Below are 25,302 nucleotides of genomic sequence, written 5' to 3' on the forward strand. Positions count from 1 at the left end.
CACCAGATTGCTCTCTAGTTAAATAGCATATTGGCAAATAAAATAAAATTGATACGTTTCGCAATTGTTATCATTTGATGAAGGTTTTATGAGAGTCCACTCACAACAATAACTCTACCGCACAAAAAACAAGCAAGGAAAACGTTTGCGCTGTTGATGATGATTTATTATCTAGCTTGAGTTAGCTTTCGCCACTTCTTAATCTAGAATACCGTAACTACCGTGTTACAAGCGGGTTGTTGCTAATAAAGTTGCGCTCAAAACGTATGAAGTAGCAAAAGTATATTCGGCGGTAGCTCTTTCTTGAGTTGCTCAATTGTTATGGTATTGAGGTGGATGTGTAACTTTTTCTCTTGTTAACCTCGGTCGAAAGCGAGGTTATGTAGGGATTAGGAATTACGTAATAAACAAAATGCATATTGCGTTACTGGCATGATTTTTGGCATGATCATGCGCCATCTGCTGCTTGGTCACTGACCAACGCATCAAATAACGGCCCGCTGTACGGTGTCGTCGACAGTCAGATTATTTGTCTACGGTGTAATTACCGCAAACACATAACAACAACTAAGGTTGATTATAAACAACCGAATGACTTTACGTGTTCTGGTTCAGATCTTGAGGCAGAAGCGTTTTCTATTACATATTTAGAGGGGGAAGCGTGACAAGTCAGATTAACTTTTTGAATGACCTGTTATGGGGTTCCGTACTGATTTACCTCCTGATCGGGGTGGGGATCTTTTTTACTTACCGTCTTAGCTTCATTCAGTTCCGTCACTTTGGCCATATGTTTAAAGTGATGAAGAATAGCCGTAAATCCGATAAAGCAGGCATTTCATCTTTCCAAGCACTTTGTACTAGCCTTGCTGCCCGTGTGGGAACCGGTAACATGGCGGGTGTTGCAGTCGCTTTGACGCTAGGTGGTCCTGGTGCCATTTTCTGGATGTGGCTGATTGCCATGCTAGGTATGGCGACAGCCTTTGCTGAAAGTGCTTTGGCGCAGCTATACAAAACTCGAGATGATGACGGTAACTACCGTGGTGGTCCGGCGTACTACATGGAAAAAGGTTTGGGCATGCGCTGGATGGGCGTGGTGTTCTCTATCTGTCTGATCATCGCGTTCGGTTTGGTGTTTAACTCAGTGCAAGCCAACTCCATTACCCAAGCGATGAATGTCGCCTTTGGTTGGAACCCTGCGTACGTAGGTGTGGCACTGGTTATCATGGCGGGCTTCATTATCTTTGGTGGTATGCGTGCGATTGCCCGTACCGCTGAGCTACTTGTTCCTGCGATGGCACTGTTCTACTTGTTGATTGCTATGTTCATTATGGCGATGAACATTGAGAAGCTACCGGATGTATTAATGCTGATCTTCCGCAGTGCTTTCGGCCTTGAAGAAGCGGCATCTGGTGCCTTGGGTTACACCATTGCACAAGGCATGATCAACGGCTTGAAGCGTGGTCTTTTCTCGAACGAAGCTGGTATGGGTTCTGCGCCAAATGCTGCGGCATCGGCTACACCGTATCCGCCACACCCTGCGTCGCAAGGTTACGTGCAGATGCTGGGCGTGTTCATGGACACTATCGTGATTTGTTCTGCGACAGTGGCAATCATCTTGATGTCTGGTGAATATGTACCACATGGTGAAATTACTGGTATCGAGCTGACACAGCGTGCGCTTAGCTCACAAGTCGGTGATTGGGGTAGCATCTTTATTGCGGTGGCGATTTTCTTCTTCGCTTTCACTTCGTTAGTTGCGAATTACTCATACGCAGAAACCAACCTGATCTTCCTAGAACACAACCATAAAGCGGGCTTGAATATCTTCCGTGTGATTGTTCTTGGCATGGTGATGTTTGGTGCGGTGGCTGATCTGCCAACCGTATGGGCCATGGCCGATGTATCGATGGGGATGATGGCCATCATCAACTTGGTGGCGATTGTATTACTGTCGGGTACTGTGGTGAAGCTGGCGCGTGACTACAATAAGCAGTTATCGCAAGGCAAAGTGCCAACCTTTGATAGTAAAGACTACCCAGAGCTGCACGCGCAGCTTGAAGAAGGTATTTGGGATCAAGACAAGAAATAAATCTGATACCCATGTGACCTGAATTGGTGTCATAAAAAGCCCCGCATTGTTCGCAATGCGGGGCTTTTTGTTGTGATGAAAATGGGGTTACTTTTGCTTAGGCAAGTAAGTGTTCATTACATTGTAGTTGTCTTCACCCATGTACATACCTTGGTAAAGTTGAGTTGTACCATCATCTAGTTCAAACATGGTGTATAGAAAAGAAACGGTTTGCGCTGTCTCTTTGTCGTACACTGCTGTTTTGTAAACATTATTGCTCACTTTGAGCGTAGGTATGTTCTTATTGTCAATAGAAATTGTTTCACCCTTCACGTTAATCGTTAATGAAACAGGTTGATCAGATGGTGGTGAAAATTGAAACGTTCCATCTTCCCACTTCGTTGTAATTTTGGTGAGATCTAGATTACCGAGCTCTTTATTTTCAGGAAGAGAAAGAGATAGCTTATCTCCTTTCATGTTTACACTGACTAACTTATTAGCTACTGATTTGATTTGTTTGTTTGGTACGTCGATTTTGTAAACTTCAGCAAGTGTTTTACCATGACCATCAAACTTGATCTGAATTGAATTGCCGTCGTTAAAGTCGGTGACACCGGTGTAATAACCATTCTGATTGAGTACCACGGTTGCCTGTTTGGTTTCTGATGCTAAGTGATCCGTGGTGCTGAAATTAGTTTCGATAAATAGTCCGTTAAACTTATCGGCTTTAGGTTTAATGTCATCGTTATTATTATCGTTTTTAGAACCACCACAACCAACAAGCGCGGTTGCTACTAGAGCAGACAAAATAAGTTTTTTCATTGTTATTTCCCATTAAAGGCTAAAAATTGTTCGTAAATTCTAACCTCTAGGTTTGTTATCAAACCAGAATCTGGGGTGTAATAATTTCGTGTTTTTCTAAGGCTTTTTTATATGGTTTTTAGTAGTGGTATTATGCTTGTAAATTATATTGCGCAATGTAATAGCACTTGAAGCTGTTATCAGAGTTTGTGGTTGGCAAGGGGCGTGATACTCTGAGGTAGATAACTAAAAATTTCAGTCAGCGAAGGAATAACACCTTATGTTAATTGTGGTTTCTCCGGCTAAGACCCTTGATTACGAGTCACCTTTAGCGACCTCAACACATACCCAACCGACTTTAACTGCGCACTCAGCGGAGCTAATCGAAGTCTGCCGTGAACTTACTCCTGCCGATATTGGTAGCCTGATGAAAGTCAGCGATAAAATTGCGGGCTTGAATGCGGCCCGTTTTGCTGAATGGCAACCTGAGTTCACCACCGAAAACAGTCGCCAAGCGGTATTGGCGTTTAAAGGTGATGTATACACAGGCTTAGAGGCAGAAACGCTGTCGGATGACGATTTTGCTTGGGCACAAGATCACCTGCGTATGCTGTCTGGCTTATACGGCTTACTACGTCCGTTAGATTTGATGCAGCCTTATCGCTTAGAAATGGGCACTAAACTGGCAAACCCGCGTGGTACTAACTTGTACCAATTCTGGGGCAATATCATTACCGATGAGCTGAATTCAGCCCTTGCCGCTCAAGGCGATGATGTGTTGGTGAACCTAGCATCGAACGAATACTTTAAAGCGGTGAAACCTAAAACACTGCAAGCAAAAGTGATCACGCCGGTGTTTAAAGATTGTAAGAATGGCACTTATAAGGTGATCAGTTTCTACGCTAAGAAAGCACGCGGCATGATGGCTCGTTACATCATTGATAATCGCGTGGATTCAGTAGAAGCTCTAAAGCAGTTTGATGTGGCAGGCTATTACTTTGTTGAGGCTGAGTCGACTGCGACCGAGCTTGTTTTCAAGCGTGAAGAGCAAACGAAGTAACGTCAATATTCAGATAAACAAAAGGCAGAGCGTTTGCTCTGCCTTTTTTGATGGTGCTTGAAATATGCAGTGAAGAGTCAGCTTATTTCTTAGTCACTTTTTGCTTTTTCTTTAGCGCTTTTTTCTGCTTCGCCGCTTTAACCTTTTTATCTACCTTCACCTTTTTCTTCTTCACGGTTTTGGCTTTCTTGGTTGTTGGGCGTAGACCTTCAATGAAGCGCTCTGGCACGTCTTCTTTCATGTAACGGCTGATACGTTCGATCATCGCCTGATCGTGTGCTTCAACCAATGAAATTGCAGTACCTTTCTTACCTGCACGAGCAGTACGACCGATACGGTGTAGGTAAACATCTGATGTGCGCGGCAGATCGAAGTTAATTACGTGGCTGATATCAGGTAAATCGATACCACGGGCTGCAACGTCAGTTGCTAGCAGGACAGACACTTGACCATCACGTAGACGAGCAATGGCGTTGTTACGCGATGCTTGTGCCATTTCACCTTGGATCCAGCTGCACTTGATGTTCAATGTGGCTAGTTGATCACGCAGTTCTGCAAGGCGCTCACGGGTTTTGATGAACACAATGCTGCGCTCAGCTTGATCTTTTAGCAGTGACTCCAGTAGTGCTAGTTTGTGCTCCATGTTGTCACAACGTAGGTAGTACTGGTGGATCTTCTTACGCTCACGGCGTGAAGGTTCTGCGTCAACTTCTACAGGCTCGTTAAGGATTGTTTGTGAAAACTCACGAACACCTTTACCTTCAAGCGTTGCTGAGAACAGCAAGCTTTGACGACGCCAGCGACATTCGTTGTGAATGCGGTCAACCACTTTAGCAAAGCCCATGTCTAGCATGCGATCAGCTTCGTCTAGGATCAGACATTCGATTGCACGACAATCAAAACGCTCAGCTTCGATGTATTCCATCAGACGGCCAGGGGTGGCAACCACAAGATCTTGGGTTTTGCCCAGTAGCTCTGCGTGTTCGTCATAAGAAATACCACCCGTGATGGTGAAAATATTCAGCGGGGTATGTTTCGCTAGCGCGCGCGCTTGGTCTGCAACCTGAATGGCTAGCTCACGTGTTGGTGTTAGCACCAATACACGTGCAGGCCCCGGTTTCTTGCGCGGGAAGTCCATCAGGTGCTGGATCATTGGTAGCAGGAATGCAGCGGTTTTACCCGTTCCAGTAGGAGCCGATGCCAGTACGTCGCGACCATCCAAGGCGTGAGGGATAGCCTGCGCCTGAATATCTGTCGGGCGTGAGTAACCTATTTCTGCAATTGCTTCTAATAGTTCGCTATCTAACTCTAATTCGGAAAAGTCTCTCACCAGTTATATCTCCTCGGGAATAAGACCAGTGCTAACCATGATCATCTCCTGTCACGCTTAAGGTGAAATCAAAAGACAAACGGCAAGCCGCGTTAATATAAGGGGCGGCATTATATACTTAAGCCCCCTCAAGTTGCTAGGTTGCCCTCGCTACCTTGCTTACATATTAAGGTAGAAGTGGCGAGTAAGGGCAATAAAAGCATCAGAATATTGCCCTTGATGGTGAATACAAAGCTGTTCTATTTCGGTCTCGCAGCTTTTCGGCGTTAAGGCGAACAATAAACGCCCGACAGGCTTTTTCTCTGTGGTGCGGATTTCACACAGTGATTGGCAATATAAGCCATATTCGTTGGCTGCCGTAATGAACTGACGTCCTTCGTATTCCGGCAAGATAAAACTGGCGACACCTGTTGGCGTTAATAAGGTTTTAATGGCTGCGATTAATGCTTGATGATCCAAAGTATCGGTGTGACGAGCGGTTGCGCGCTTGTCGCATTGCGCTTGTTCGCCAAAGTTAAAATAAGGCGGGTTGCACACTATGGTGTCGATACTGTGCGCAGGGCGAGACGTTAGCCAAGCGAGTACATCTTGATGCTCAGCTTGTAATCGTGCATGCCAAGGGGAATGGGCAAAGTTGTGACGTGCCGCTTTGATCGCGCTGCTATCAATATCTAGCGCGGTAATGCGATGTGGCTTGGCGTTGGCATTCGTGCGCTGGGCTGCCATTAATGCGAGTAGACCGCTACCCGTGCCGATATCAAGGATCTCTCCTTGCGGTTGTAATTTTGCCCATGCGCCTAAGAGTACCCCGTCGGTACTGACAGGCATACCGCAGCCCAAATCATCGACGTGGAATTGTTTGAAAGTGAAGCCTTTTGCCATGTTTCCTCCTGCTAGCCTCGGCATTATATCGGTATTTCCAGCCGTGGTGGCGCAAATTGTTCAGGCAAAAATATTTTATTGTTGGTCAATAAATAGACGATAAGTCTGTTTCAGATCTTTTATATAACTATCAATTATTGGTTTATGTGTTCGTATGGTGACCTCAAATTGGTGTTATCTACTGCTTTTTGACCTTGCGTGTTAGATATAGTGGTGTTTTTCCCTAGAAGGTTGCTTATCGAGCAATTTTTCTTCATTATTTCGACATATTTGTTACATCACCACATAAGATGCTTGTAACAAAATAACAACAATATGCAGACATAAATCATGAATTAGATAAACGAGTGGAAGGTGCAGTTTGAATAAAACACTCAAATTAACAGACATCCTAGCGTTAGGTTTTATGACCTTCGCGTTTTTCTTAGGGGCGGGGAATATCATCTTTCCGCCACAGGCAGGTCAATTGGCAGGTGATAACTTACTCCCTGCTATGTTTGGTTTCCTTTCAACGGCTGTAGGTTTACCGCTTATCGGTATTATTGCAGTTGCGGTTGCAGGTGGCGGCTGGAAAGGGTTAACTCGCGATTTACCACCTTCTGTTGCCACTCTGATGGCTGTGCTGATCTTCATTATTATTGGTCCCGCTTTTGCAGCACCGCGTACAGGTCTTGTGGCTTACGAAATGGCAGTGAAACCGTTTATTGCTGATGCAGGGCAAACGAGCCTAACGGTATTCTCTGTTGTGTTCTTTGCAGTGGCACTGTTCTTTGCATGGTCTCGTGGCAAGCTTATCGACATGATTGGTAAGTTTTTGACTCCAGCACTGTTTGCAGTATTGGCGATTCTTGCGATTGCCGTTTTTGTGAGCCCGCAAGGCGATATCCTACCGGCACAAGGTGATTACCTAGACCAAGCGTTCACAACAGGTTTCCTTGAAGGTTACAACACCATGGATACCTTCGCGGCACTAATGTTCGGTATGTTGATTGTGGATGTGATCCGCAAGAAAGGCGTGACCGATGAGAAGGCAACGTGTACTTACCTTGTTTACGCAGGTTTGATTGCAGCGGCTGGTCTTGCGTTTGTTTACATCTCGCTATTCTACCTAGGGGCAACCAGTGCAGGTATTGCATCAGGTGCTGAGAACGGCGGTGCAATCTTAAGCATTTATGTTCAAGCGCTATTTGGTCCTGCTGGTCAAATCATTTTGTCAGTAATTGTATTGCTAGCATGTTTGACGACGGCGATTGGCCTTATCAGTGCATGTTCTGATTACTTCAGCTCGCTAACTAAACTGTCGTACGAGAAGTGGGCGGTGATCCTAGCTGTTGTGTGTGGTGTGGTAGCAAACGTGGGTTTAAATCAGCTGATTGCGCTGTCTATCCCTGTATTGTTTGCCCTATACCCAGTTGCGGTGGCATTGGTGGCACTGACATTTGTTCGCAAATGGCTACCGAATCCACGCATGGCTTACCGTGTAGTACTGCTAGTGTCGCTACTATTTAGCTTGATTGATGCAGCGAAGTTCATGGGCTTGGATGTATCTTCACTAAACGTTCTACCACTGTTTGACTATGGTATGGCGTGGGTGATCCCTACCTTTGCAGCGCTAGCGATTACTCGCTTTGTGGGTACTGCGGCTGCTGAATCACAAGATGTACGCCCTGCGTAATGTGATAACGTGATTCACTGAAAATACAAACGGGACGCCAAGGCGTCCCGTTTTGCTATCTGTCTTTTTACGTCGTGATGTGAGTTATCCGTTCACGTACGTTACAGCGTTTCAGCGTACTCAGTCATGATCTGCTCACACCAAGTAGTGATGCGCTCATCGCTGAATTCGTATTGACTGTCTTCATCCAGCGCTAAACCGACAAAGTAAGTCTTATCTTCGGTTAGGGCTTTAGAGGCTTCAAAGCTGTAACCTTTGTTTTCCCAGTAACCCACGAAGTTAGCGCCAGTCGGTAATAGTTTGTCGTGCAGCATGCCCATCGCATCGAGGAACCACTCGGTGTAACCTTCTTGATCACCCAGACCAAACAGTGCCACGGTTTTACCGCTCAGGGTTAAGCCGTCGAGTTGTTCCCATACCGCTTCCCAATCTTCTTGCAGCTCACCGAAATCCCAAGTTGAGATCCCAAGGATCAGCATATCGTATTGATTCATTTCGCTGACTGCGGTTTCTTTGATGTTATGCAGGCTGACCAGCTCAGGGCCAATGCATTCACGGATTTTTTCGGCTGCCATTTCGGTATAGCAGGTGGTTGAGCCGTAGAATAAGCCAATCTTCATGGGATTTTCTCGTCGGTTGAATACTAGCTAAGGGTCTGCGCCCTTGTCTCGAATAGCGTGAGTGTACCCTTGTTGCTGTCATTCCTCTATGGTTTGCAGCTGATTGGCGCACAACAAAGATGACATTTTTGCGTGAAATAGACTACTATAGCCAAAACTACTGTATTTATACCCAGTACCCTTGGCAAGTTTTGCAAGGGGATGGCGTGAAACAAAGATCGAGGTTGTGGTGGAAAATGATGAAATCCGTATCGAGCGTTTTCTCGATGCGATGTGGATGGAAAGAGGGTTATCGCAAAATACCCTGATGTCTTACCGCAATGACTTACTTAAATTACAGCACTGGCTTGCTGACAATGGGTTGTCGGTGCTAACAGTGACCGAAAACGACTTACAGCGTTACCAGCAGTGGTTATTCGATGCGGATTACAAACAAACATCACGCGCACGTATGGCTTCAGCTATCCGTCGTTTGTTCCAATACCTGAACCGTGAAAAAGAACGTCCAGATGATCCCAGTGCTATGCTGGCGAGTCCACGGCTACCAAAGCGCCTGCCAAAAGATATCAGCGAAGCAGAAGTCGATGCTTTGTTGGATGCTCCAGATCCTAACGATGCCCTTGAGCTGCGCGACAAAGCCATGTTGGAGCTGCTGTACGCCACGGGATTGCGTGTTACTGAGCTGGTGAGTTTGACCATGGAAAACGTCAGCTTACGCCAAGGTGTGGTGCGTGTGGTCGGTAAAGGCGAGAAAGAGCGCTTGGTGCCGATGGGAGAAAATGCCATTGACTGGATTGAGCAGTTCTTAGCACACGGTCGTCCACAGTTACTGGGTAAAAAAAGTTCGGATGTGGTTTTTCCCAGTAAACGTGCCCAGCAGATGACGCGCCAAACGTTTTGGCACCGGATCAAGCATTACGCGGTACTGGCTGGTATTGATACCGATAAGCTCTCACCACACGTACTGCGCCATGCTTTCGCCACCCATTTATTGAACTACGGTGCAGACTTACGCGTTGTGCAAATGCTGTTAGGGCACAGTGATCTATCCACGACCCAGATCTATACTCATGTTGCAACCGAGCGTTTGAAGCAGCTTCACGAAGCCCATCACCCTCGCGCGTAATGGTTGCGTATTTCCTGCGTTGGTTTATGCTCCGTATCCAAATGCTACTAACTGCAGGAACTTTGAAAGTTTTTGGGACTCTTAAAGGTCTGTTGATGTAGTGAGTAGCGAAACTCTCGCTATTTAGTGCGGACTGCCGCTTTATTTAGATCTAAAAGGATAGAATCGAATGCACTTTATTGGTCGTACTCTACTTGCCTCTGCTGTCGCTTTGACTGCGTTTTCAGTATCGGCAACACCTGATAATGCCGCTATTGAATCGAAGATGAGTGCGTTAGGGTTATCGCCGACTTCGATTTCTCCTTCACCTGTGACAGGTATGAACGAAGTGGTTACTGAGCGTGGCATCATCTACGTATCAGACAATGGTGAATACTTTATTGCTGGTCACCTGTACCAAAATACGGATGCTCAACCCGTGAACCTGACGGAGCAGAAGTTAGCCAAGCTTAATAAAGATAAGCTTCAAGGTATGGAAGACGAGATGATCGTGTACCCAGCTAAAGATGAAAAATACGTAGTAACCGTATTTACCGACACTAGCTGTGGTTACTGCCGTAAGCTGCACAGTGAGATCCCTGCGTACAATGAAGCAGGTATTACCGTGCGTTACCTTGCTTTCCCTCGTGGTGGCGAACGTTCGCGTAACTTCGATGAAATGAGCGCAATCTGGGGAGCAAAAGACCCAGCGAAAGCGATGAATGAAGCGAAGAACGGCACTTTAAATACCGAAGGTGTGACACCGCGTGGCGACTTGGTGATGAAGCATTTCCACCTAGGTCAAGCGATGGGTGTAACGGGTACACCAGCTTTGGTACTGGAAGATGGCACTATGCTGCCGGGCTACCAGCCTGCCGCAATGCTGCGTAAGATGCTAGATAGCAAAGCTAAAAGCTAAGCAATCGCATCACGTCATTATTTAGCGCCCCGTACAGGAAACTGTGCGGGGCGTTTTTGTTGGAATTGGGGTAGAATCCGGATTCAGCCGCAAATAAAAGAAAGATAATTATGATTGAAATTAAGCGTCGTCCTACCGCCGATACGTCCGGCTTTTCAGATCAAACCCCAGCCTTGTTGCAACGAATTTACGCCAGCCGTGGTATCCGCTCTGAAGCGGAGCTTGAGCGCGGGGCAAAAGGACTGCTGAGTTTCAATCAATTACACGGTATTCCTGCAGCAGTACAACTGCTGGTGGATGCATTGGCTAACAATACCCGCATTATTATTGTTGGTGACTTCGATGCGGACGGTGCGACGAGCTCGGCATTATCGGTATTGGCATTGCAGATGTTAGGCAGTGAAAATGTCGACTATTTGGTGCCTAATCGTTTTGATGATGGTTATGGCTTGAGCCCTGAAGTGGTGGAGCAAGCGGTGGCGAAAGGCGCTGAACTTATCATGACGGTTGATAACGGTGTCTCTTCGATTGCAGGGGTTGCCGCTGCGAAAGACAAAGGTATCAAAGTGTTGGTGACTGACCACCACTTGCCGGGGGATGAGCTGCCGCAAGCTGATGCGATTGTGAATCCAAACTTGTACGAATGCGATTTCCCTTCCAAAGCCTTGTGTGGCGTTGGCGTTGCTTTTTATTTGATGCTGGCACTACGAGCGCAGTTACGCCAAGACAACTGGTTTGCCACCAAAGGGATCGCCGAGCCCAATTTAGCCGAGTTGTTGGACTTAGTGGCGTTAGGTACGGTCGCGGATGTTGTCGCTCTGGATGGCAATAACCGTATTTTGGTCCATCAAGGGTTGCAGCGTATTCGCGCGGGTAAGTGTCGCCCGGGGATCCAAGCTTTGATTGAAGTGGCGAACCGCGATGCGTCGAAATTGGTGACCAGTGATTTAGGGTTTGCGCTAGGGCCGCGAATTAATGCCGCAGGACGTTTGGATGATATGTCATTCGGGGTTGAGCTTTTGCTGTGTAACAACATTCAAGCTGCTCGTCGCATGGCTTCAGAGCTGGATGGCTTGAATCAGACGCGTAAAGAGATCGAGCAAGGCATGAAAGACGAAGCGGTCGCAATTTGTGAGCGCCTTAAGTTTAATAAAGCGGATATGCCTTACGGCTTGGTGCTGTGCCAGCGCGATTGGCACCAAGGGGTGATTGGTATTTTGGCTTCGCGGATCAAAGAACAATACCACCGCCCAGTGATTGCCTTTGCCGATGCGGGTAAGGGTGAGATCAAAGGCTCGTGCCGTTCAATCCCTGGGTTACACATGCGTGATGTCTTGGATTTGATCGATACCAAGAACCCGGGCATGATTTTGAAATTCGGTGGTCACGCCATGGCGGCAGGGTTGACCATTCCAGAAGATAAATTAGACGCTTTCAGTCACGCGTTCGATCAAGCGGTGCGTGATGAGCTGGATGAAGATGCGCTAAAAGGTGTGTTATTGACCGACGGTGAGCTCAATGGCAACGATTTGAATTTGGCGACAGCGGAGTTATTACGCAGCGGTGGCCCGTGGGGGCAGCAATTCCCAGAGCCGACGTTTGATGGCGAGTTTCGTTTACTGCATCAAAAATTGGTGGGCGGCAAACACCTCAAGATGATGGTTGAGCCATTAGCTGGGGGCGCGGTGATCGATGCTATTGCCTTTAATATTGATGTGCGTCGCTGGCCTGATGCATCGGTGCAAACCATCGAATTGGTTTATCGCCTTGATATCAATGAGTTCCGTGGCAATACCAGTGTGCAGCTCATGGTCGAGCACTTAAACGCAAAATAATTAAAAATTTTTTCAACTCATATTTAAAAGGCGAAACTGCATAATGTTTCGCCTTTTTGTTTTATTGGATATTAACCCTGAATAATTCACCTTTTTCACTTGGGTCTTAAGGAGAATGAAGGGGTTAAGCTAAGCAATGAAGCTGTTTTCATCGCCTTTACTCAGTGATATAACAATAAATAAAATCACAGATAACCTTGCTCTCCCTCTGTATATTCTATCTACAATTCGATAGAATCCTTCGGTTATGTCCATTTCGGCTATGAAGAGTGGCAATGTTCGAGATTAATCCTATTAAAAACCGACTTGAGGATGTATCAGCACGTACTGATGTCCTTAGGGGGTACCTTTGACTACGATGCTAAAAAAGAGCGTCTAGAAGAGGTAAATGCAGAGCTAGAGCAACCAGATGTGTGGAATGAGCCAGAACGTGCTCAAGCTCTAGGTAAAGAACGCGCAGCACTAGAAGCTGTGGTAGATACGATTGACCAGCTAGATCAAGGCGTTGAAGACGTTGAAGGTCTACTTGAGTTGGCGATTGAAGAAAGCGATCAAGAAACGTTTGACGAGATCGGTCCTGAACTGGAAGAACTAGAAGCGAAGCTTGCGAAGCTTGAGTTCCGCCGTATGTTCGCTGGCGATCACGACGAATCTGATTGCTACATCGACTTGCAAGCGGGTTCAGGTGGTACTGAAGCGCAAGACTGGACGTCGATGATGCTTCGTATGTACCTACGCTGGGCTGACGCAAAAGGCTTCAAAACTGAAGTGATTGAAGTGTCTGAAGGCGAAGTTGCTGGTCTGAAATCGGCAACGGTTCGCATCAGTGGCGAATACGCTTACGGTTGGCTACGTACTGAAACCGGTGTTCACCGTCTAGTACGTAAATCACCGTTCGATTCAGGCGGTCGTCGTCATACTTCATTTGCCTCTGCGTTTATTTACCCAGAAGTGGATGACAACATCGCCATCGACATCAACCCATCTGACTTACGTATCGATGTATACCGTGCGTCGGGTGCGGGTGGTCAGCACGTTAACACCACCGAATCAGCGGTACGTATTACGCACGTACCTACGAATACTGTGGTGCAGTGTCAGAATGACCGTTCTCAGCACAAGAACAAAGATCAGGCGATGAAGCAGTTGAAAGCAAAACTGTTTGAGCTTGAGATGCAGAAGCAAAATGCTGAGAAGCAAGCCAACGAAGACTCTAAGTCTGACATTGGTTGGGGTAGCCAGATCCGTTCTTACGTACTGGATGATTCCCGTATCAAAGATTTACGTACAGGGGTAGAAAACCGAAATACCCAAGCTGTACTAGACGGCGATTTAGACCGTTTTATCGAAGCCAGCCTGAAATCAGGTCTCTAACCTTAGCAGGTTAATAATTAAGGGTTCCCCCCATGACTGATCAATTACAAGATGAAAATAAGCTGATTGCTGAACGTCGTGCGAAACTAGATATGATTCGCGAGAACTGTAAAGCAAACGGTCACCCAAATGATTTCCGTCGCGATAGCCTAGCGGCAGACCTGCAGGCTAAATACGGCGAGTTAAGCAAAGAAGAGCTAGAAGAAGCGAACCACATTGTGGCTATCGCGGGTCGTGTAATGGCGAAACGTGGTCCATTCCTAGCGATTCAAGACGTTTCTGGTCGTATCCAGGCGTACGCAGCGAAAGAAGTTCAGAAAGAACTAAAAGAAAAATTCTCTGGCCTAGATATCGGTGACATCATCGGTGTTAAAGGTGCACTTCACAAATCAGGTAAAGGCGATCTTTACGTGAACATGGATGAGTACGAGTTGCTAACTAAAGCACTTCGTCCACTTCCAGAGAAGTTCCACGGTCTAACTGACCAAGAGATGCGTTACCGTCAGCGTTACGTTGACCTAATCGTTAACGACGATTCTCGTACTGCGTTCATCATCCGCTCTAAGCTAGTAACTGCGATCCGTAACTTCATGGTATCTAAGCAGTTCATGGAAGTTGAAACGCCAATGATGCACGTGATCCCGGGTGGTGCGACTGCACGTCCATTCATCACTCACCACAATGCCCTAGACATCGACATGTACCTACGTGTTGCGCCTGAGCTTTACCTGAAGCGTCTAGTTGTTGGTGGTTTTGAGCGTGTATTCGAAATCAACCGTAACTTCCGTAACGAAGGTCTATCGCCACGTCACAACCCAGAATTCACTATGATGGAATTCTACATGGCGTACGCTGACTACAAAGATCTGATGGATCTAACAGAAGCAATGCTGTCTTCTGTAGCACTAGAAGTGCTAGGTTCAACGGCAATGCCTTACGGCGATGAAATGGTTGAGTTTGGTGGTACATACGCACGTATGACTATGCTTGAAGCAATTAAGCACTACAACCCAGACCACGCTGATATTCAAGCGTTAACAGAAGAAGGTGTTCAAGACCGTGACCTAATGGTTAAGATCGCAAAATCTGTTCACGTTGAAGTTGAAAGCTTCTGGACTTGTGGCCAACTACTTGAAGAAATCTTTGGTGAAACAGCTGAGCCTCAGCTAATTCAACCAACCTTCATCACTGGTTACCCAGCGGACATCTCGCCACTGGCTCGTCGTAGCGATGACAACCCATTCTTCACTGACCGTTTCGAGTTCTTCATCGGTGGTCGTGAAGTTGCAAATGGTTTCTCTGAGCTTAACGATGCAGAAGACCAAGACCAACGCTTTAAAGCGCAGGTTGAAGCGAAAGATGCAGGTGATGACGAAGCAATGTTCTACGATGCAGACTACATCACTGCACTAGAGCACGGCCTACCGCCAACAGCGGGTCAAGGTATCGGTATCGACCGTCTAGCTATGCTGTTCACTAACACGCACACTATCCGTGACGTGATTCTGTTCCCAGCGATGCGTCCACAAGCGAACTAATTACGTTTTTGTAATTCAAGTTATCTTGTTAAAACCACCCTTTAGGGTGGTTTTTTTATGCGTGTTGTTTATGTTTACTGGCGAAAATTTGCTATCACTCAATAATTAAACCCTATAAATACAGTAAGATAGCTACAAACAGTGGTGTTAGGTAACTGAGCTTTTGCTCAAGGCTTACCGTAACTCACTCACGATTAAACAAAACGGATTTAAGATGAAAATGAATTTACGCTTGCTCGTTGCAGCGGCTGCGATTACAACGGTACTTTCTGGTTGTGCGACACAAAAGTTAACGCCACCAGCAACCGATTTTGTCAGTACAGTGCCTGAGGCTTATGAGGTTGAATTGCTGAAACTCAATAATGAGCCTTCACAAGCTTTTCCTGGTGGTGGCGGTAATATGACTTTCCAATACACGCCAGAAAATGCGCTGCTGACTGTGGTCTTTCAGTTACAAAACAGCCGCCGTTTTTGGGACTTTGACCGCCGCGCTGTTGAGAAAGACCTGTTCCCAAGAGCATGCGAAAACTTTGCCGATCCACTAGCGGCAGGTATGGGACTACGATACTGGTACGCGGGTCACGGTGGGTATGTGACTCAAGTGTTGACTGATGAGAAGTGCCAAGCGATTTTGAACAAGTCCTAATCCTTGTAAACCTTGATTTGATGAGGCCACTTTGCTCGGTGTATAGGTAATTATTACGCTGGCAAGGTGGCTTTTTTCATGTTTTGGTGTTGTCTTTACCCACGTCTTAGCGAATCACGCATCGGTAGAGCTCCCTCAGGTTATTATGCTGCTTGATCAATATTTCTTGTTGTATTACTGCGTTTCTTTTAAGCAACTTTCTTTACCAAATATCCCTATAGTGAATTCTTGGGTGTGATTACATTCACAATCTTGAGCATTTTTCTGCGTGCTACATCCCTGTTAATCCTCGGCAAAATTCATACAAGTGTTTATTGATAAGTTACCGTTTTAGCTGATCTTTAGTTTTTTATATCGCAAATATCCGATCTCAGCAGTGTTTAAATTTGAGTGTTAAATGTAGCTAAAGTGTAAAATTTTTACTTTTCAGCCACCATCATCTATGTAAAATGTCGCTGAACTCACGAGGAACAGTGGGATGAAGTAGTAAACAAACTATTAACAAGCACAACCAACTGGAGATGGACGATGAACAAATCGCTATCAGGAAAGATATTTGCAGGCCTATTTGCTGGTCTGATTATAGGTACTGCGATCCAGTATCTGTTTAACGGCGTGACTTTAATGGATACTTACGTGCTGGGCCTTGCTGAAGGTGCGGGTGGTATGTTCGTATCACTGATCAAACTGCTTGTGGTACCTCTGGTTTACGTATCGATTGTTTGCGGTATTGTGGAATTGAAAGACATCACAGCTTTTGGTCGTCTTGGTGGTAAAACCTTTGGCCTTTACATTATTAACACCATCATTGCGATTGCGGCAGCCCTGACTATCGGTATGATTTTCCAGCCGGGGGCTGGTGCAAACCTAGCAGGTTCAGTTTCGGAAGCGGTTGAACTGACTACCACTGAAACACCGGATATCTTCTCACTGATTGTTAACATCGTACCAAGCAACCCGTTCCAAGCGTTTGCAAATGGCGACATGTTACAAATCATCTTCATGGCAATCCTAACGGGCCTCGCGATTCAAGCGCTGGATACCCGTGGTGGTCCTGCGATCAAGACTTTCAAAATGGCTAATGAGATCATGATGAAGCTGATTGGTCTTGTGATGAGCCTTGCGCCATACGGTGTATTTGCCCTGATGATCCAATTGGGTGCAACGCTGGATGCTAACACTTTGATGTCGGTAGCGGGCTATGTTGGTCTGGTGGTCGCAATGCTAGTGTTCTGGATCTTCTTCTTCTACCCAATGATGGTAGGGCTGTTAACGGGAATTAAACCATCAACCTTCCTACGTAGCATCCGTGAGCAAATTCTGTTCTCGCTATCAACTGCAAGCTCGAATGCAACAATCCCTGTAACAATGCGCACGCTGACTGACAAAATTGGGGTATCGAAGTCTGTGGCAGGCTTTGGTGTACCACTTGGTGCTACTATGAACATGTCAGGCGTATCTATCTACATTGCGTTAGCGACAATCTTTGTAGCAAATGCTTTTGGTCAGCCAATTAACTCTGCCGATGTCTTTACGCTAGGGCTAACTATCTTACTACTATCAATTGGTGCAGGTGGTGTTCCTGGTGGTGGTGTGGTGATGGTTGGTGTATTGCTTCACCAACTAGGCTTGCCGCCAGAAGGTCTTGCTATCATTGCCGCAGTTGACCGTATTAATGACATGTTCTGTACCAGTTCTAACGTTGTCGGCGATACTGCAGTGAATACCATTGTTGCGAAGAGTGAGAATGAAATTGATGTCGAATCGACTCAAACTTCAAGCGACACTGTGACAGTAAGCTAAGAATTGCTGCTACCCTTCTGAATAAAAAGCGCCCATTGGGCGCTTTTTGCGTATAATCTCTCTGTTTTATATGAAATTGCACCAAGTGCAAACTGAACTATATTAAACTTGTTGCATTTATCTAAATGTGCCATATATCATCAGCAACTTCTTTCCCGATAATCGGTTAAATTGTGTGGTTAGCACGCGATTTTCGGAAAAAAGTATCAAGATATAAGGCAAATGAAATGGGGAGCGCATTATTCATGAGTTCAGACCCTGGTGCATTAGTGGTCTTTGGTGGCGGTAAAGCGGAGTGGCTTACCACATTGGAGCAAGCCGGCTGGATGTGTCATCGCTGTTATGATTTAAGGGCAGCGGAAGGCTTACTGATTGATGTTGGCCCATGTATTGGTGTGATTGACCTAAGCCGTGATGATTTCAGCCTTCAAGGGATCGCGGCATTAGTGAACCGCAATAAACAAGTGCGTTGGTTAGCATTAGTGCGTGATGACCAATTGAAATCCGACGCAATTTGCCAGTTTATTGTGAATTTCTGTATTGATTATTTCACGGCACCTTTGCCTATCTCACAGCTACAAAAAACCATCGGCCATCAGATAGGGATGTTGCAGCTGGAACGTAAGATCTGGCCGCAACTTGGACAGTTTGGTCACCTTGGGTTGCAAGGTGAGAGCGAGAGCATGAAAAAGTTGCGCCATCAGGTGCGACGCGTAGCAGCAACCGATGTTCCTGTGTTTATTCAAGGGGAGGTTGGTACTGGTAAAGAGCTCGCTGCTCAAGCGATTTTCCAAGCGTCGAAACGTGCCCGTGCTGGTTTTGTGCGGGTAGCCTGTCAGCAACTGACGTCGTCATGGTGTGATCACCGTGACGATGATAGCGGTGAATCGCGCTGTTTATTGAGTGCCGCGCATGATGGGGTGTTGTTTTTGGATGAGATCGCTGAGTTAAGCGATGCCCGTCAGCGTGAGTTATTGCAGTACTTACAAGACGGTGAGTTCACGACACAGTGTGGTCGTAAAGTATCAGGCGATGTACGTTTGATGTTGGCGACCCGCCATGATCCTGAAGAGTTGTTAAATGACGGTAAGTTGCGTCAGGACTTATACTACCGCTTGAACGTTCTCAATATTTCAGTGCCTGCATTACGCGAACGTCAGCAAGATATCATGCAATTGGCGAATTTCTTTTTGCTCAAATTTGCTCGTCAATACAACAGTGTGGCTCGTCACTTTTCAGAAGAAGCCGAGCGCATGCTGCAAGCTTATGTTTGGCCGGGCAATGTGCGTGAGCTACTGACGCAGGTAAAACGCGCGGTGTTATTGGCTGAGCAAGCGAATATCGATGCCGATCAGTTGGATATTCCACGGTTGGCAGATGATAAGCAGAGCTTGAAGAAGATTCGTGAAGAGTCAGAGCGAACCGCTTTGTTAGCCGTGTTGGAAAACAACAAAGGGCAGATCTCTGCGGCCGCGCGTGAGCTTGGGGTTTCGCGGGCAACCATGTACCGTTTGCTCAATAAGCACGACTTATTGTCGTCACCAAAGAGTTTCCGCCAAAGTGCGCACTCTTAAGTGGTTAGCTTGGTGATTGATGAAAATATAAGGTCAATGAAATGGCCCTAATGAAAAAGCAAAAAGCGCCGTAAGGCGCTTTTTTTATGTCTGTCAGCGGTATCTAATTATGATTATTGGCTACGGCATTCATTGTTAGCCGTTGTTGCTACGCTGTTTTCTGGAGCCAATGGGAATAGCTTATCGTACGCCAAATTGTAGCCGTAAGCGTAGAACAAGAAGAATACCACCATACCAAGGTCAAGGATCAGCGCGTCAAGCAAGGTCATGTTCAACCACCAAGCCATTATCGGTAGGGTGATTACAACGAGTACTAACTCAAAAATAATTGCGTGTAAGATACGGATTTTGGTGGTTTTTACCGTGGTACCAAAACGTTTTAGCATCGCTTTATCAAACATTAAGTTATACGCATAGTTCCACAGTGTCGCCAAAATAGAGAAGCCTAACCCCATGATACCCATGCGCTTTGGGTCTAAGCCGACTAAATGGCTCACCACGAAAGTGATAAGGAATAAGGCTATCACTTCAAAGCCGATTGTGTGGCGAATTCTGTCGAGTGTTGAACGCATAGTATGACTCTCTTTGCTTCTGTTCGATTAGTTGGCTTAATAGTAACTGCTTTTTCGGTAGTAAAAAGTTAGTTACTATCGTCAAAAGCGATAGTTTGGTCGGTGGGTGTTCACTGATACGGATAAGTGAAATGAGGGAGTGAAGATGCAGTTTTCTTTAGAGCAGCTAGAAGCCTTTGTTGCTTCGGCGGAAACCGGATCGTTTTCGGCGGGTGCAAGGCGGCTAGGCAAAGCACAATCGGTGATCAGTGCTGCTGTGGCGAATTTAGAAACGGATCTGAATTTAACCTTGTTTGACCGTAGTCGTCGTTCGCCCGTGCTGACGGGGCACGGGGAAGCCCTATTGATCAAAGCTCGTCATATCTTGGAGCAGTGCGGTAGCTTTATGGCGAGTGCCGAGGAATACCAAGCGGGTGTGGAAACCAAAATCACCCTCGCGGTAGAGTCGATGACCATGACGCAGACGATTGCCGATCAGCTGACGCAGTTTGAAGCTCAGTACCCAATGGTCGAGTTAGAGATATTAAATGCGGCAGAAGGCGATATGCTGGAGCTGCTTGAGAGTGGTCGGGCGCAAATCGCGCTGATGATCCAACTGGAAAGCTTAGTTGAAGGGTTTGATTTCTATGGTATTGGTCAATTAGAGATGTGCCATTTGGTTTCTCCCAACCATGTTCTGGCTCAAGAGAAAGTGATTGATTGGCACCACTTAAAAGAGCATCGCCAAGTGCTGCTCAGTGGACGCTATCGTAAGTTAGCTCACCGTTGGCAGCTATCTGATTCTATGTGGGTCACTGATAGCGCATTATCTGCCATGTTATTGGTGAGTAGCGGCATAGGCTGGACAGTATTACCGCGCAATATCGTTGGCGATTTAATTGAATCAGGCTTACTGACTGAGTTGGCGACCAAGATGGATGTTGATGGTTGGCGGCAGTCCGTGGATGTTGCTTATTCTAATCAAAAGCCGATGGGGCCAGCGACGAAAGCATTGCTGACATTGCTTAAAGAGATTCAATTGCGGTAGCAAAGCGAGGTGGCTCGATATAGCTAAAACCAATAAGTAAGAACGCATTGTTTTATTGTGCTGATATTTTAGTCAGAGTTGACGAATTATTAGCATTAAGCATTTTAATGCTTACGATATACAGCACAATAATGTTTTATTCATTCTGGTGAATAATTAGCCTTGTTTAATTCGTTGAAACGGTTACTATTTACACAACTTCACTCATTTCTTTTCCACTAGGAGGCTGCCATGTTCATCACCATCATACGCACATGTACCCAGCTTTCTAGTGATGCACCTAAACCTTCTGCACACTAGCAGCTATCCGCTGTGATCTCGGGCCGCGGATACTGTCGCGGTTAGTTTAGCTATATTCTGATCTCGTCAGCATCTGCGACCCTCCAAGTCTAATCATATTTACTATGGAGAGTTACATTATGCGTCAATCATTATTACTACGCTTAGCAGTTCTATTCGTCCGTGCCGATCTTCATCGCGAGCAACAAGCTTGGCGTCGTCAACATCGCCGAGTATTAGTGGATTTCCCATACCTATCTGAGCACTTATTGCAAGATATCGGGATTGGTCGTGATCGTCGCTTAGATGTTGAGTTCGGCTCAAGCTTAGCGCAGCGTAAAGCTCGTCATCTTCGTCGTGCTTTTCGCTCTAGACAGCTCACGTAATCTTAGCCCTAACGTGAGCAGTAACCTACGTTAGGGCTGTAACTAAGTAGGCCAAGATATCGCTCTTGGTCTTAATCATCCCCGTTCTTCACGGGGATGATGTTACTCAATAAGTTATCCTTTAAGGGCAAGGGTTTGAATACTTAACGCCAATCGCCGCCAAATCAGTCAACACTTCTTCACTTAGCGCCACATCAATACTTGCGATATTACTTGCTAGCTGATCTAAGTTAGTCGCTCCAATAATATTACTGGCGACAAACGGTCGTTGATTAACAAAGGCCAATGCCATCTGCGCAGGATCGAGCCCGTGCTTGTGAGCAACATCGACATAAGCTTGCGTCGCCTTAACACCTTGAGTATTGAAGTAGCGTGAGAAGCGTTCGAATAAGGTGCAGCGCGCCCCTTCAGGTTTTGCCCCATTTAAGTACTTACCACTCAATGTACCAAATGCCAGTGGCGAGTAAGCTAATAGCTCAACCCCTTCATGATGACTAATTTCAGATAAGCCCACTTCAAAGCTGCGATTGAGTAGGTTGTAAGGATTCTGAATTGAAACCACACGCGGTAAGTTGTGTTTTTCAGCCAGCTTCAAAAATGACATCACGCCCCACGGTGTCTCATTGGAAAGACCGATGTAGCGGATCTTGCCTGCTCGCTGTAGCTCAGCTAATGCTTCAAGGCTATCAAGTAAGGTGACGCCTGAGTTGTCTTCTTTATATTCGTAATTGAGTTGACCAAAGCAATTGGTTTCGCGCTGCGGCCAATGGAGCTGATAAAGATCGATATAGTCAGTCTGTAAGCGCTTAAGGCTTGCATCAACGGCATCGTGAATATTGCGATGATCCAGCGCCATATTATCGCGAATGTAAGGCAGGTTGCGCGGTCCAGCCACTTTGGTCGCGAGGACGACTTTGTTACGCAGCCCTGATTTTTTCAACCAATTGCCAATATAGCTTTCAGTAAGTCCTTGGCTTTGCTTGTTTGGCGGCACGGGATACATTTCTGCAGTATCGATGAAATTCACCCCACGCTCAAAAGCAAAGTCGAGTTGGCTATGCGCATCGGCTTCGTTGTTCTGTTCGCCAAAGGTCATGGTTCCTAAACAGATTTTGCTGACTTCGAGTGAAGAATGCGGAATTCGGTGATATTTCATTAAGTCCTCCTTGGACTTGTGCACCAGCTGGGGATGTTACAACGAGACCTTATTCTTGGTTAGTCATCAAGATGATAAGACCTACATAGTCATAACAAGCAACGATTTACACTGATTGATACCAAGCATATCGGCTGGTGAAAATTGAATACTTATTATTAACCTAACGGGAGTTGGGCGAGATGTCGAATCAAATTATTGGCTGAGTTTAAGAATGTGACACATAGTTAGATGGTTACAAAAGTAAACAAGCTCAAGAGGATAGCTAAATGCAGTTAACTCAATTTAAGCATTGGTTGCATTCGCCCGAAGGTGCATTGCCTAAATGTGTGGTGGTAAGCCATGCTGGTAGTGCGGATTATTTAATGGAAGTGGAGTTCAAACATCAGTTAGTCCCTTTAAAGGATGATGAAGACCAAATGCTGAAGTTTAAGAATATGGAGCAAGTCGCGGAGCTGCTAAAACCCTTGGGGATCACCAGTGTGATCTTGCGGATGATCGACCCTTACGATGAGTTTTCACCAGATAACCAAATCTCATCGTGTCGCGAAGAGATGGTGATCACCTTGTAATATTCACCAGAAGAAGGGCGTAGCCACTTCTTCTGATTGGCGTCTGTTTGCTGTTGATCAGATGATGAAGTGCTTAGCCAATATGGCAGCAGTAAAATGGGTTTTGAGGTAAAAGCCGCGCGGCAGGGTTTTGATTGGTTGTCCGTTGGCGCCGTAAGCCTCGGTCAATGCTTTGTTGTTGGCCGCTTTAGGGCGTAATTGCAGTACTTCGCCGTGTTTGGCTGTGATTTGCTCCACTTGCCCTAGTACGATCATGTCCATCAGCTCTTCCCAATCTTGGCGTAGCTGCTGCTCTTCTTCTTCTGATGGTTGCCACAATAATGGTGAGCCAACATGGCGATCGGCTAGTGGAATATCACGTTCGCCTTCAACTGGGATCCACAATACTTTTGCTAGTTTGTGCTTGATATGACTGTGTTGCCAATCGAGCCCGTGCAAGCCAATCAAAGGGGCAACACATACAAAAGTGGTTTCCAGAGGTTTGCCATGATAGCCAATCGGAATGGTTTTCAGCTCAATCCCAAGCTCAATAAAATCAGGAACGGGTTTACTACCGGCGGTTGCCCCAAGGTGCCACTCTAAGAGTTGACCAACCCAGCCTTTGTCACGGCGAAGATCGGGGGGCGGTACGATCCCAGCTTGTTGTGCTAACTCGCCTAGTGTGAGTCCTGCCAGTGCTTGAGCGCGATCTAATAACTCGGCTTCAGTTTGAGGTGTGCTTGGTTGTTCGATGGGGGACATACCACTTATATTCATGATTGAGCTTGAGGCGTCGATGTTATCACAGAGGATCTTTGGGTGAGCGGTTAATTTCTGCTCGATCTTGTATCGAAAGGAAGTGGCTAATTGTGGATAGCTTTGGTGGTTATACTTTTTATGTGATTAACTGGCTGAATTTTAACTATTATTTTTCTTGATTTTGTTGTCGTGATGACTTGAATGAGGAATTTATCAAGAAAGTCACCAGAGATATGCTGGATCACCAACAAAGATATCCACAGGAATCTTGGATAAAAAATTGCCAATTCATGAATCTGGATGGATATACAGGACTTTGTTGGCTATTTAAGCGCTTTGTTCGCCAAGATTACGTTAAATATGACTTGCTGGTGTGGATAGTTTAAAAGTTGGTTGATCTTTGACCGATCGTATATTTGTTCTGATTTTATAAAGTTAGCTGATAATAATATAAGTAGGAGTGTTGTTTTAAGTTTATGTTTTATAGGGTTTAAATTGTGGTTTAACCATGTTTGTGAACCTTTTTATTTTAAGGTTGTTGTGCTGGATATAGCCCATAAATTGGCTTCTGCACAAATCTATCCACAGAAAAAGTGAATAAATGTGGCTTATGTCTCACTTGGTTGTTTATAAAACAATTTGGTGGTTAAAGTTATCCAGAAACTGAGTGCTAGGTAGGAAAAAACAGTTAATAATTAGAATGTTTGTTAACCTTTGCCCCGATCTATGAAAAAATCAGCATTAATAGAGATTTATAATTGAGGTCGTCTAGTGATTGATGGCGATGGATACCGTCCTAATGTCGGGATAGTTATCTGTAATAGCCACGGCCAGGTATTCTGGGCTCGACGATATGGACAGCATTCTTGGCAGTTTCCACAAGGTGGTATTGATGAAGGGGAAACCCCTGAACAGGCCATGTACCGAGAATTGTATGAGGAAGTAGGTCTTACTAAAAAGGATGTGCGGATCATTGCGTCTAGCCGCCATTGGCTACGCTATAAGTTACCCAAGCGTCTGGTAAGGTGGGACTCGAAACCCGTTTGTATCGGGCAAAAGCAGAAATGGTTTTTGTTAAGCCTCGAATGCGATGAGTCGAAGGTGAATATGCAGCGTGGGAGCACGCCGGAATTCGATGGTTGGCGATGGGTCAGTTATTGGTATCCGGTGCGTCAGGTGGTGTCTTTTAAGCGCGATGTTTATCGTCGAGCGCTTAAAGAATTTGCTGCGATGGCGATGCCTTTTAAAGAACGTAAAGAGCGTAGAGTGAAACGCCATAAGGGGCGACGGAACTAATCCCCATCTAAATTCGTGATTATCTTCCTCGCGGGTGGTGCGTTTA

22 protein-coding genes are annotated in these 25,302 nt (G+C 45.9%); 15 read left to right on the forward strand and 7 right to left on the reverse strand.

Features of this window, described 5'->3' with window-relative positions:
- Positions 1-661: 661 nt before the first annotated feature.
- The gene (locus tag A3K86_RS11155) at positions 662-2,089 is read left to right on the forward strand and encodes an alanine/glycine:cation symporter family protein (RefSeq protein WP_068330977.1); all 1,428 of its coding nucleotides are present in this window, start codon (positions 662-664) and stop codon (positions 2,087-2,089) included.
- Positions 2,090-2,176: 87 nt separating this feature from the next.
- Here the strand turns inward: A3K86_RS11155 and A3K86_RS11160 are convergent, their stop codons facing one another.
- The gene (locus tag A3K86_RS11160) at positions 2,177-2,890 is read right to left on the reverse strand and encodes a hypothetical protein (protein ID WP_068330978.1); all 714 of its coding nucleotides are present in this window, start codon (positions 2,888-2,890) and stop codon (positions 2,177-2,179) included.
- 259 nt (positions 2,891-3,149) lie between these two features.
- Between A3K86_RS11160 and yaaA the strand changes: the two genes are divergently transcribed.
- A complete protein-coding gene (gene yaaA / locus A3K86_RS11165; RefSeq protein WP_068330979.1) occupies positions 3,150-3,929 on the forward strand; it encodes a peroxide stress protein YaaA in 780 nt (259 codons plus the stop codon).
- Positions 3,930-4,011: 82 nt separating this feature from the next.
- Here the strand turns inward: yaaA and srmB are convergent, their stop codons facing one another.
- On the reverse strand, positions 4,012-5,259 hold the full coding sequence (srmB, locus tag A3K86_RS11170) for an ATP-dependent RNA helicase SrmB (RefSeq protein ID WP_068330980.1): 1,248 nt from the start codon (positions 5,257-5,259) through the stop codon (positions 4,012-4,014).
- Positions 5,260-5,418: 159 nt separating this feature from the next.
- Complete coding sequence (locus tag A3K86_RS11175) at positions 5,419-6,141, reverse strand: tRNA1(Val) (adenine(37)-N6)-methyltransferase (RefSeq protein WP_068330981.1); 723 nt, start codon at positions 6,139-6,141, stop codon at positions 5,419-5,421.
- A gap of 361 nt (positions 6,142-6,502) precedes the next feature.
- Between A3K86_RS11175 and brnQ the strand changes: the two genes are divergently transcribed.
- A complete protein-coding gene (gene brnQ / locus A3K86_RS11180) occupies positions 6,503-7,816 on the forward strand; it encodes a branched-chain amino acid transport system II carrier protein (protein WP_084406578.1) in 1,314 nt (437 codons plus the stop codon).
- A 101-nt stretch (positions 7,817-7,917) separates the two neighbouring features.
- Here brnQ and fldB read toward each other — a convergent pair whose 3' ends face one another.
- A complete protein-coding gene (fldB, locus tag A3K86_RS11185) occupies positions 7,918-8,436 on the reverse strand; it encodes a flavodoxin FldB (protein WP_068330982.1) in 519 nt (172 codons plus the stop codon).
- A 229-nt stretch (positions 8,437-8,665) separates the two neighbouring features.
- Here fldB and xerD point away from each other — a divergent pair, with 229 nt between their 5' ends.
- The 8 genes from xerD (at position 8,666) to A3K86_RS11225 (ending at position 19,230) form a co-directional block, all read left to right on the forward strand.
- A complete protein-coding gene (gene xerD / locus A3K86_RS11190) occupies positions 8,666-9,562 on the forward strand; it encodes a site-specific tyrosine recombinase XerD (RefSeq protein WP_068331314.1) in 897 nt (298 codons plus the stop codon).
- Between the two features lie 169 nt (positions 9,563-9,731).
- The gene (dsbC, locus tag A3K86_RS11195) at positions 9,732-10,460 is read left to right on the forward strand and encodes a bifunctional protein-disulfide isomerase/oxidoreductase DsbC (RefSeq protein WP_068330983.1); all 729 of its coding nucleotides are present in this window, start codon (positions 9,732-9,734) and stop codon (positions 10,458-10,460) included.
- Positions 10,461-10,570: 110 nt separating this feature from the next.
- Complete coding sequence (recJ, locus tag A3K86_RS11200) at positions 10,571-12,295, forward strand: single-stranded-DNA-specific exonuclease RecJ (protein ID WP_068330984.1); 1,725 nt, start codon at positions 10,571-10,573, stop codon at positions 12,293-12,295.
- A gap of 275 nt (positions 12,296-12,570) precedes the next feature.
- Positions 12,571-13,669, forward strand: a protein-coding gene (gene prfB / locus A3K86_RS11205; protein ID WP_107270318.1) for a peptide chain release factor 2 whose coding sequence is annotated in 2 segments (ribosomal slippage) — positions 12,571-12,645 and positions 12,647-13,669 — 1,098 coding nt in all. Because the reading frame shifts where the segments join, the coding sequence is not laid out codon by codon here.
- A 32-nt stretch (positions 13,670-13,701) separates the two neighbouring features.
- Positions 13,702-15,207: a lysine--tRNA ligase gene (lysS, locus tag A3K86_RS11210; RefSeq protein WP_068330985.1), complete on the forward strand. Its 1,506-nt coding sequence runs from the start codon at positions 13,702-13,704 to the stop codon at positions 15,205-15,207.
- 214 nt (positions 15,208-15,421) lie between these two features.
- Complete coding sequence (locus tag A3K86_RS11215; protein ID WP_068330986.1) at positions 15,422-15,853, forward strand: hypothetical protein; 432 nt, start codon at positions 15,422-15,424, stop codon at positions 15,851-15,853.
- A 528-nt stretch (positions 15,854-16,381) separates the two neighbouring features.
- Positions 16,382-17,656 (forward strand): dicarboxylate/amino acid:cation symporter, encoded by a 1,275-nt coding sequence (locus A3K86_RS11220; protein ID WP_068330987.1) that lies wholly within the window; start codon positions 16,382-16,384, stop codon positions 17,654-17,656.
- Positions 17,657-17,883: 227 nt separating this feature from the next.
- Positions 17,884-19,230, forward strand: a complete 1,347-nt coding sequence (locus A3K86_RS11225) for a sigma-54-dependent transcriptional regulator (protein ID WP_068330988.1) — start codon at positions 17,884-17,886, stop codon at positions 19,228-19,230.
- 113 nt (positions 19,231-19,343) lie between these two features.
- Here A3K86_RS11225 and A3K86_RS11230 read toward each other — a convergent pair whose 3' ends face one another.
- The gene (locus A3K86_RS11230; RefSeq protein WP_068330989.1) at positions 19,344-19,802 is read right to left on the reverse strand and encodes a PACE efflux transporter; all 459 of its coding nucleotides are present in this window, start codon (positions 19,800-19,802) and stop codon (positions 19,344-19,346) included.
- A 145-nt stretch (positions 19,803-19,947) separates the two neighbouring features.
- Here A3K86_RS11230 and A3K86_RS11235 point away from each other — a divergent pair, with 145 nt between their 5' ends.
- Entirely contained in the window at positions 19,948-20,829 is an 882-nt protein-coding gene (locus A3K86_RS11235; RefSeq protein WP_068330990.1) for a LysR family transcriptional regulator, read from the forward strand.
- Between the two features lie 419 nt (positions 20,830-21,248).
- The gene (locus A3K86_RS11240) at positions 21,249-21,494 is read left to right on the forward strand and encodes a hypothetical protein (protein WP_068330991.1); all 246 of its coding nucleotides are present in this window, start codon (positions 21,249-21,251) and stop codon (positions 21,492-21,494) included.
- Positions 21,495-21,615: 121 nt separating this feature from the next.
- Here A3K86_RS11240 and A3K86_RS11245 read toward each other — a convergent pair whose 3' ends face one another.
- A complete protein-coding gene (locus A3K86_RS11245) occupies positions 21,616-22,650 on the reverse strand; it encodes an NADP(H)-dependent aldo-keto reductase (protein WP_068330992.1) in 1,035 nt (344 codons plus the stop codon).
- 269 nt (positions 22,651-22,919) lie between these two features.
- Between A3K86_RS11245 and A3K86_RS11250 the strand changes: the two genes are divergently transcribed.
- Positions 22,920-23,222 carry a DUF6482 family protein gene (locus A3K86_RS11250; protein WP_068330993.1) on the forward strand — a complete coding sequence of 101 codons (303 nt, stop codon included), beginning with the start codon at positions 22,920-22,922 and terminating at the stop codon, positions 23,220-23,222.
- 57 nt (positions 23,223-23,279) lie between these two features.
- Here A3K86_RS11250 and mutH read toward each other — a convergent pair whose 3' ends face one another.
- Positions 23,280-23,963 (reverse strand): DNA mismatch repair endonuclease MutH, encoded by a 684-nt coding sequence (gene mutH, locus A3K86_RS11255; RefSeq protein WP_068330994.1) that lies wholly within the window; start codon positions 23,961-23,963, stop codon positions 23,280-23,282.
- 768 nt (positions 23,964-24,731) lie between these two features.
- Here mutH and rppH point away from each other — a divergent pair.
- Positions 24,732-25,256 carry an RNA pyrophosphohydrolase gene (gene rppH / locus A3K86_RS11260; protein ID WP_068330995.1) on the forward strand — a complete coding sequence of 175 codons (525 nt, stop codon included), beginning with the start codon at positions 24,732-24,734 and terminating at the stop codon, positions 25,254-25,256.
- The last annotated feature ends 46 nt before the right edge of the window (positions 25,257-25,302 follow it).

Source organism: Photobacterium jeanii (genome assembly GCF_001650345.1).
Classification (GTDB): domain Bacteria; phylum Pseudomonadota; class Gammaproteobacteria; order Enterobacterales; family Vibrionaceae; genus Photobacterium; species Photobacterium jeanii.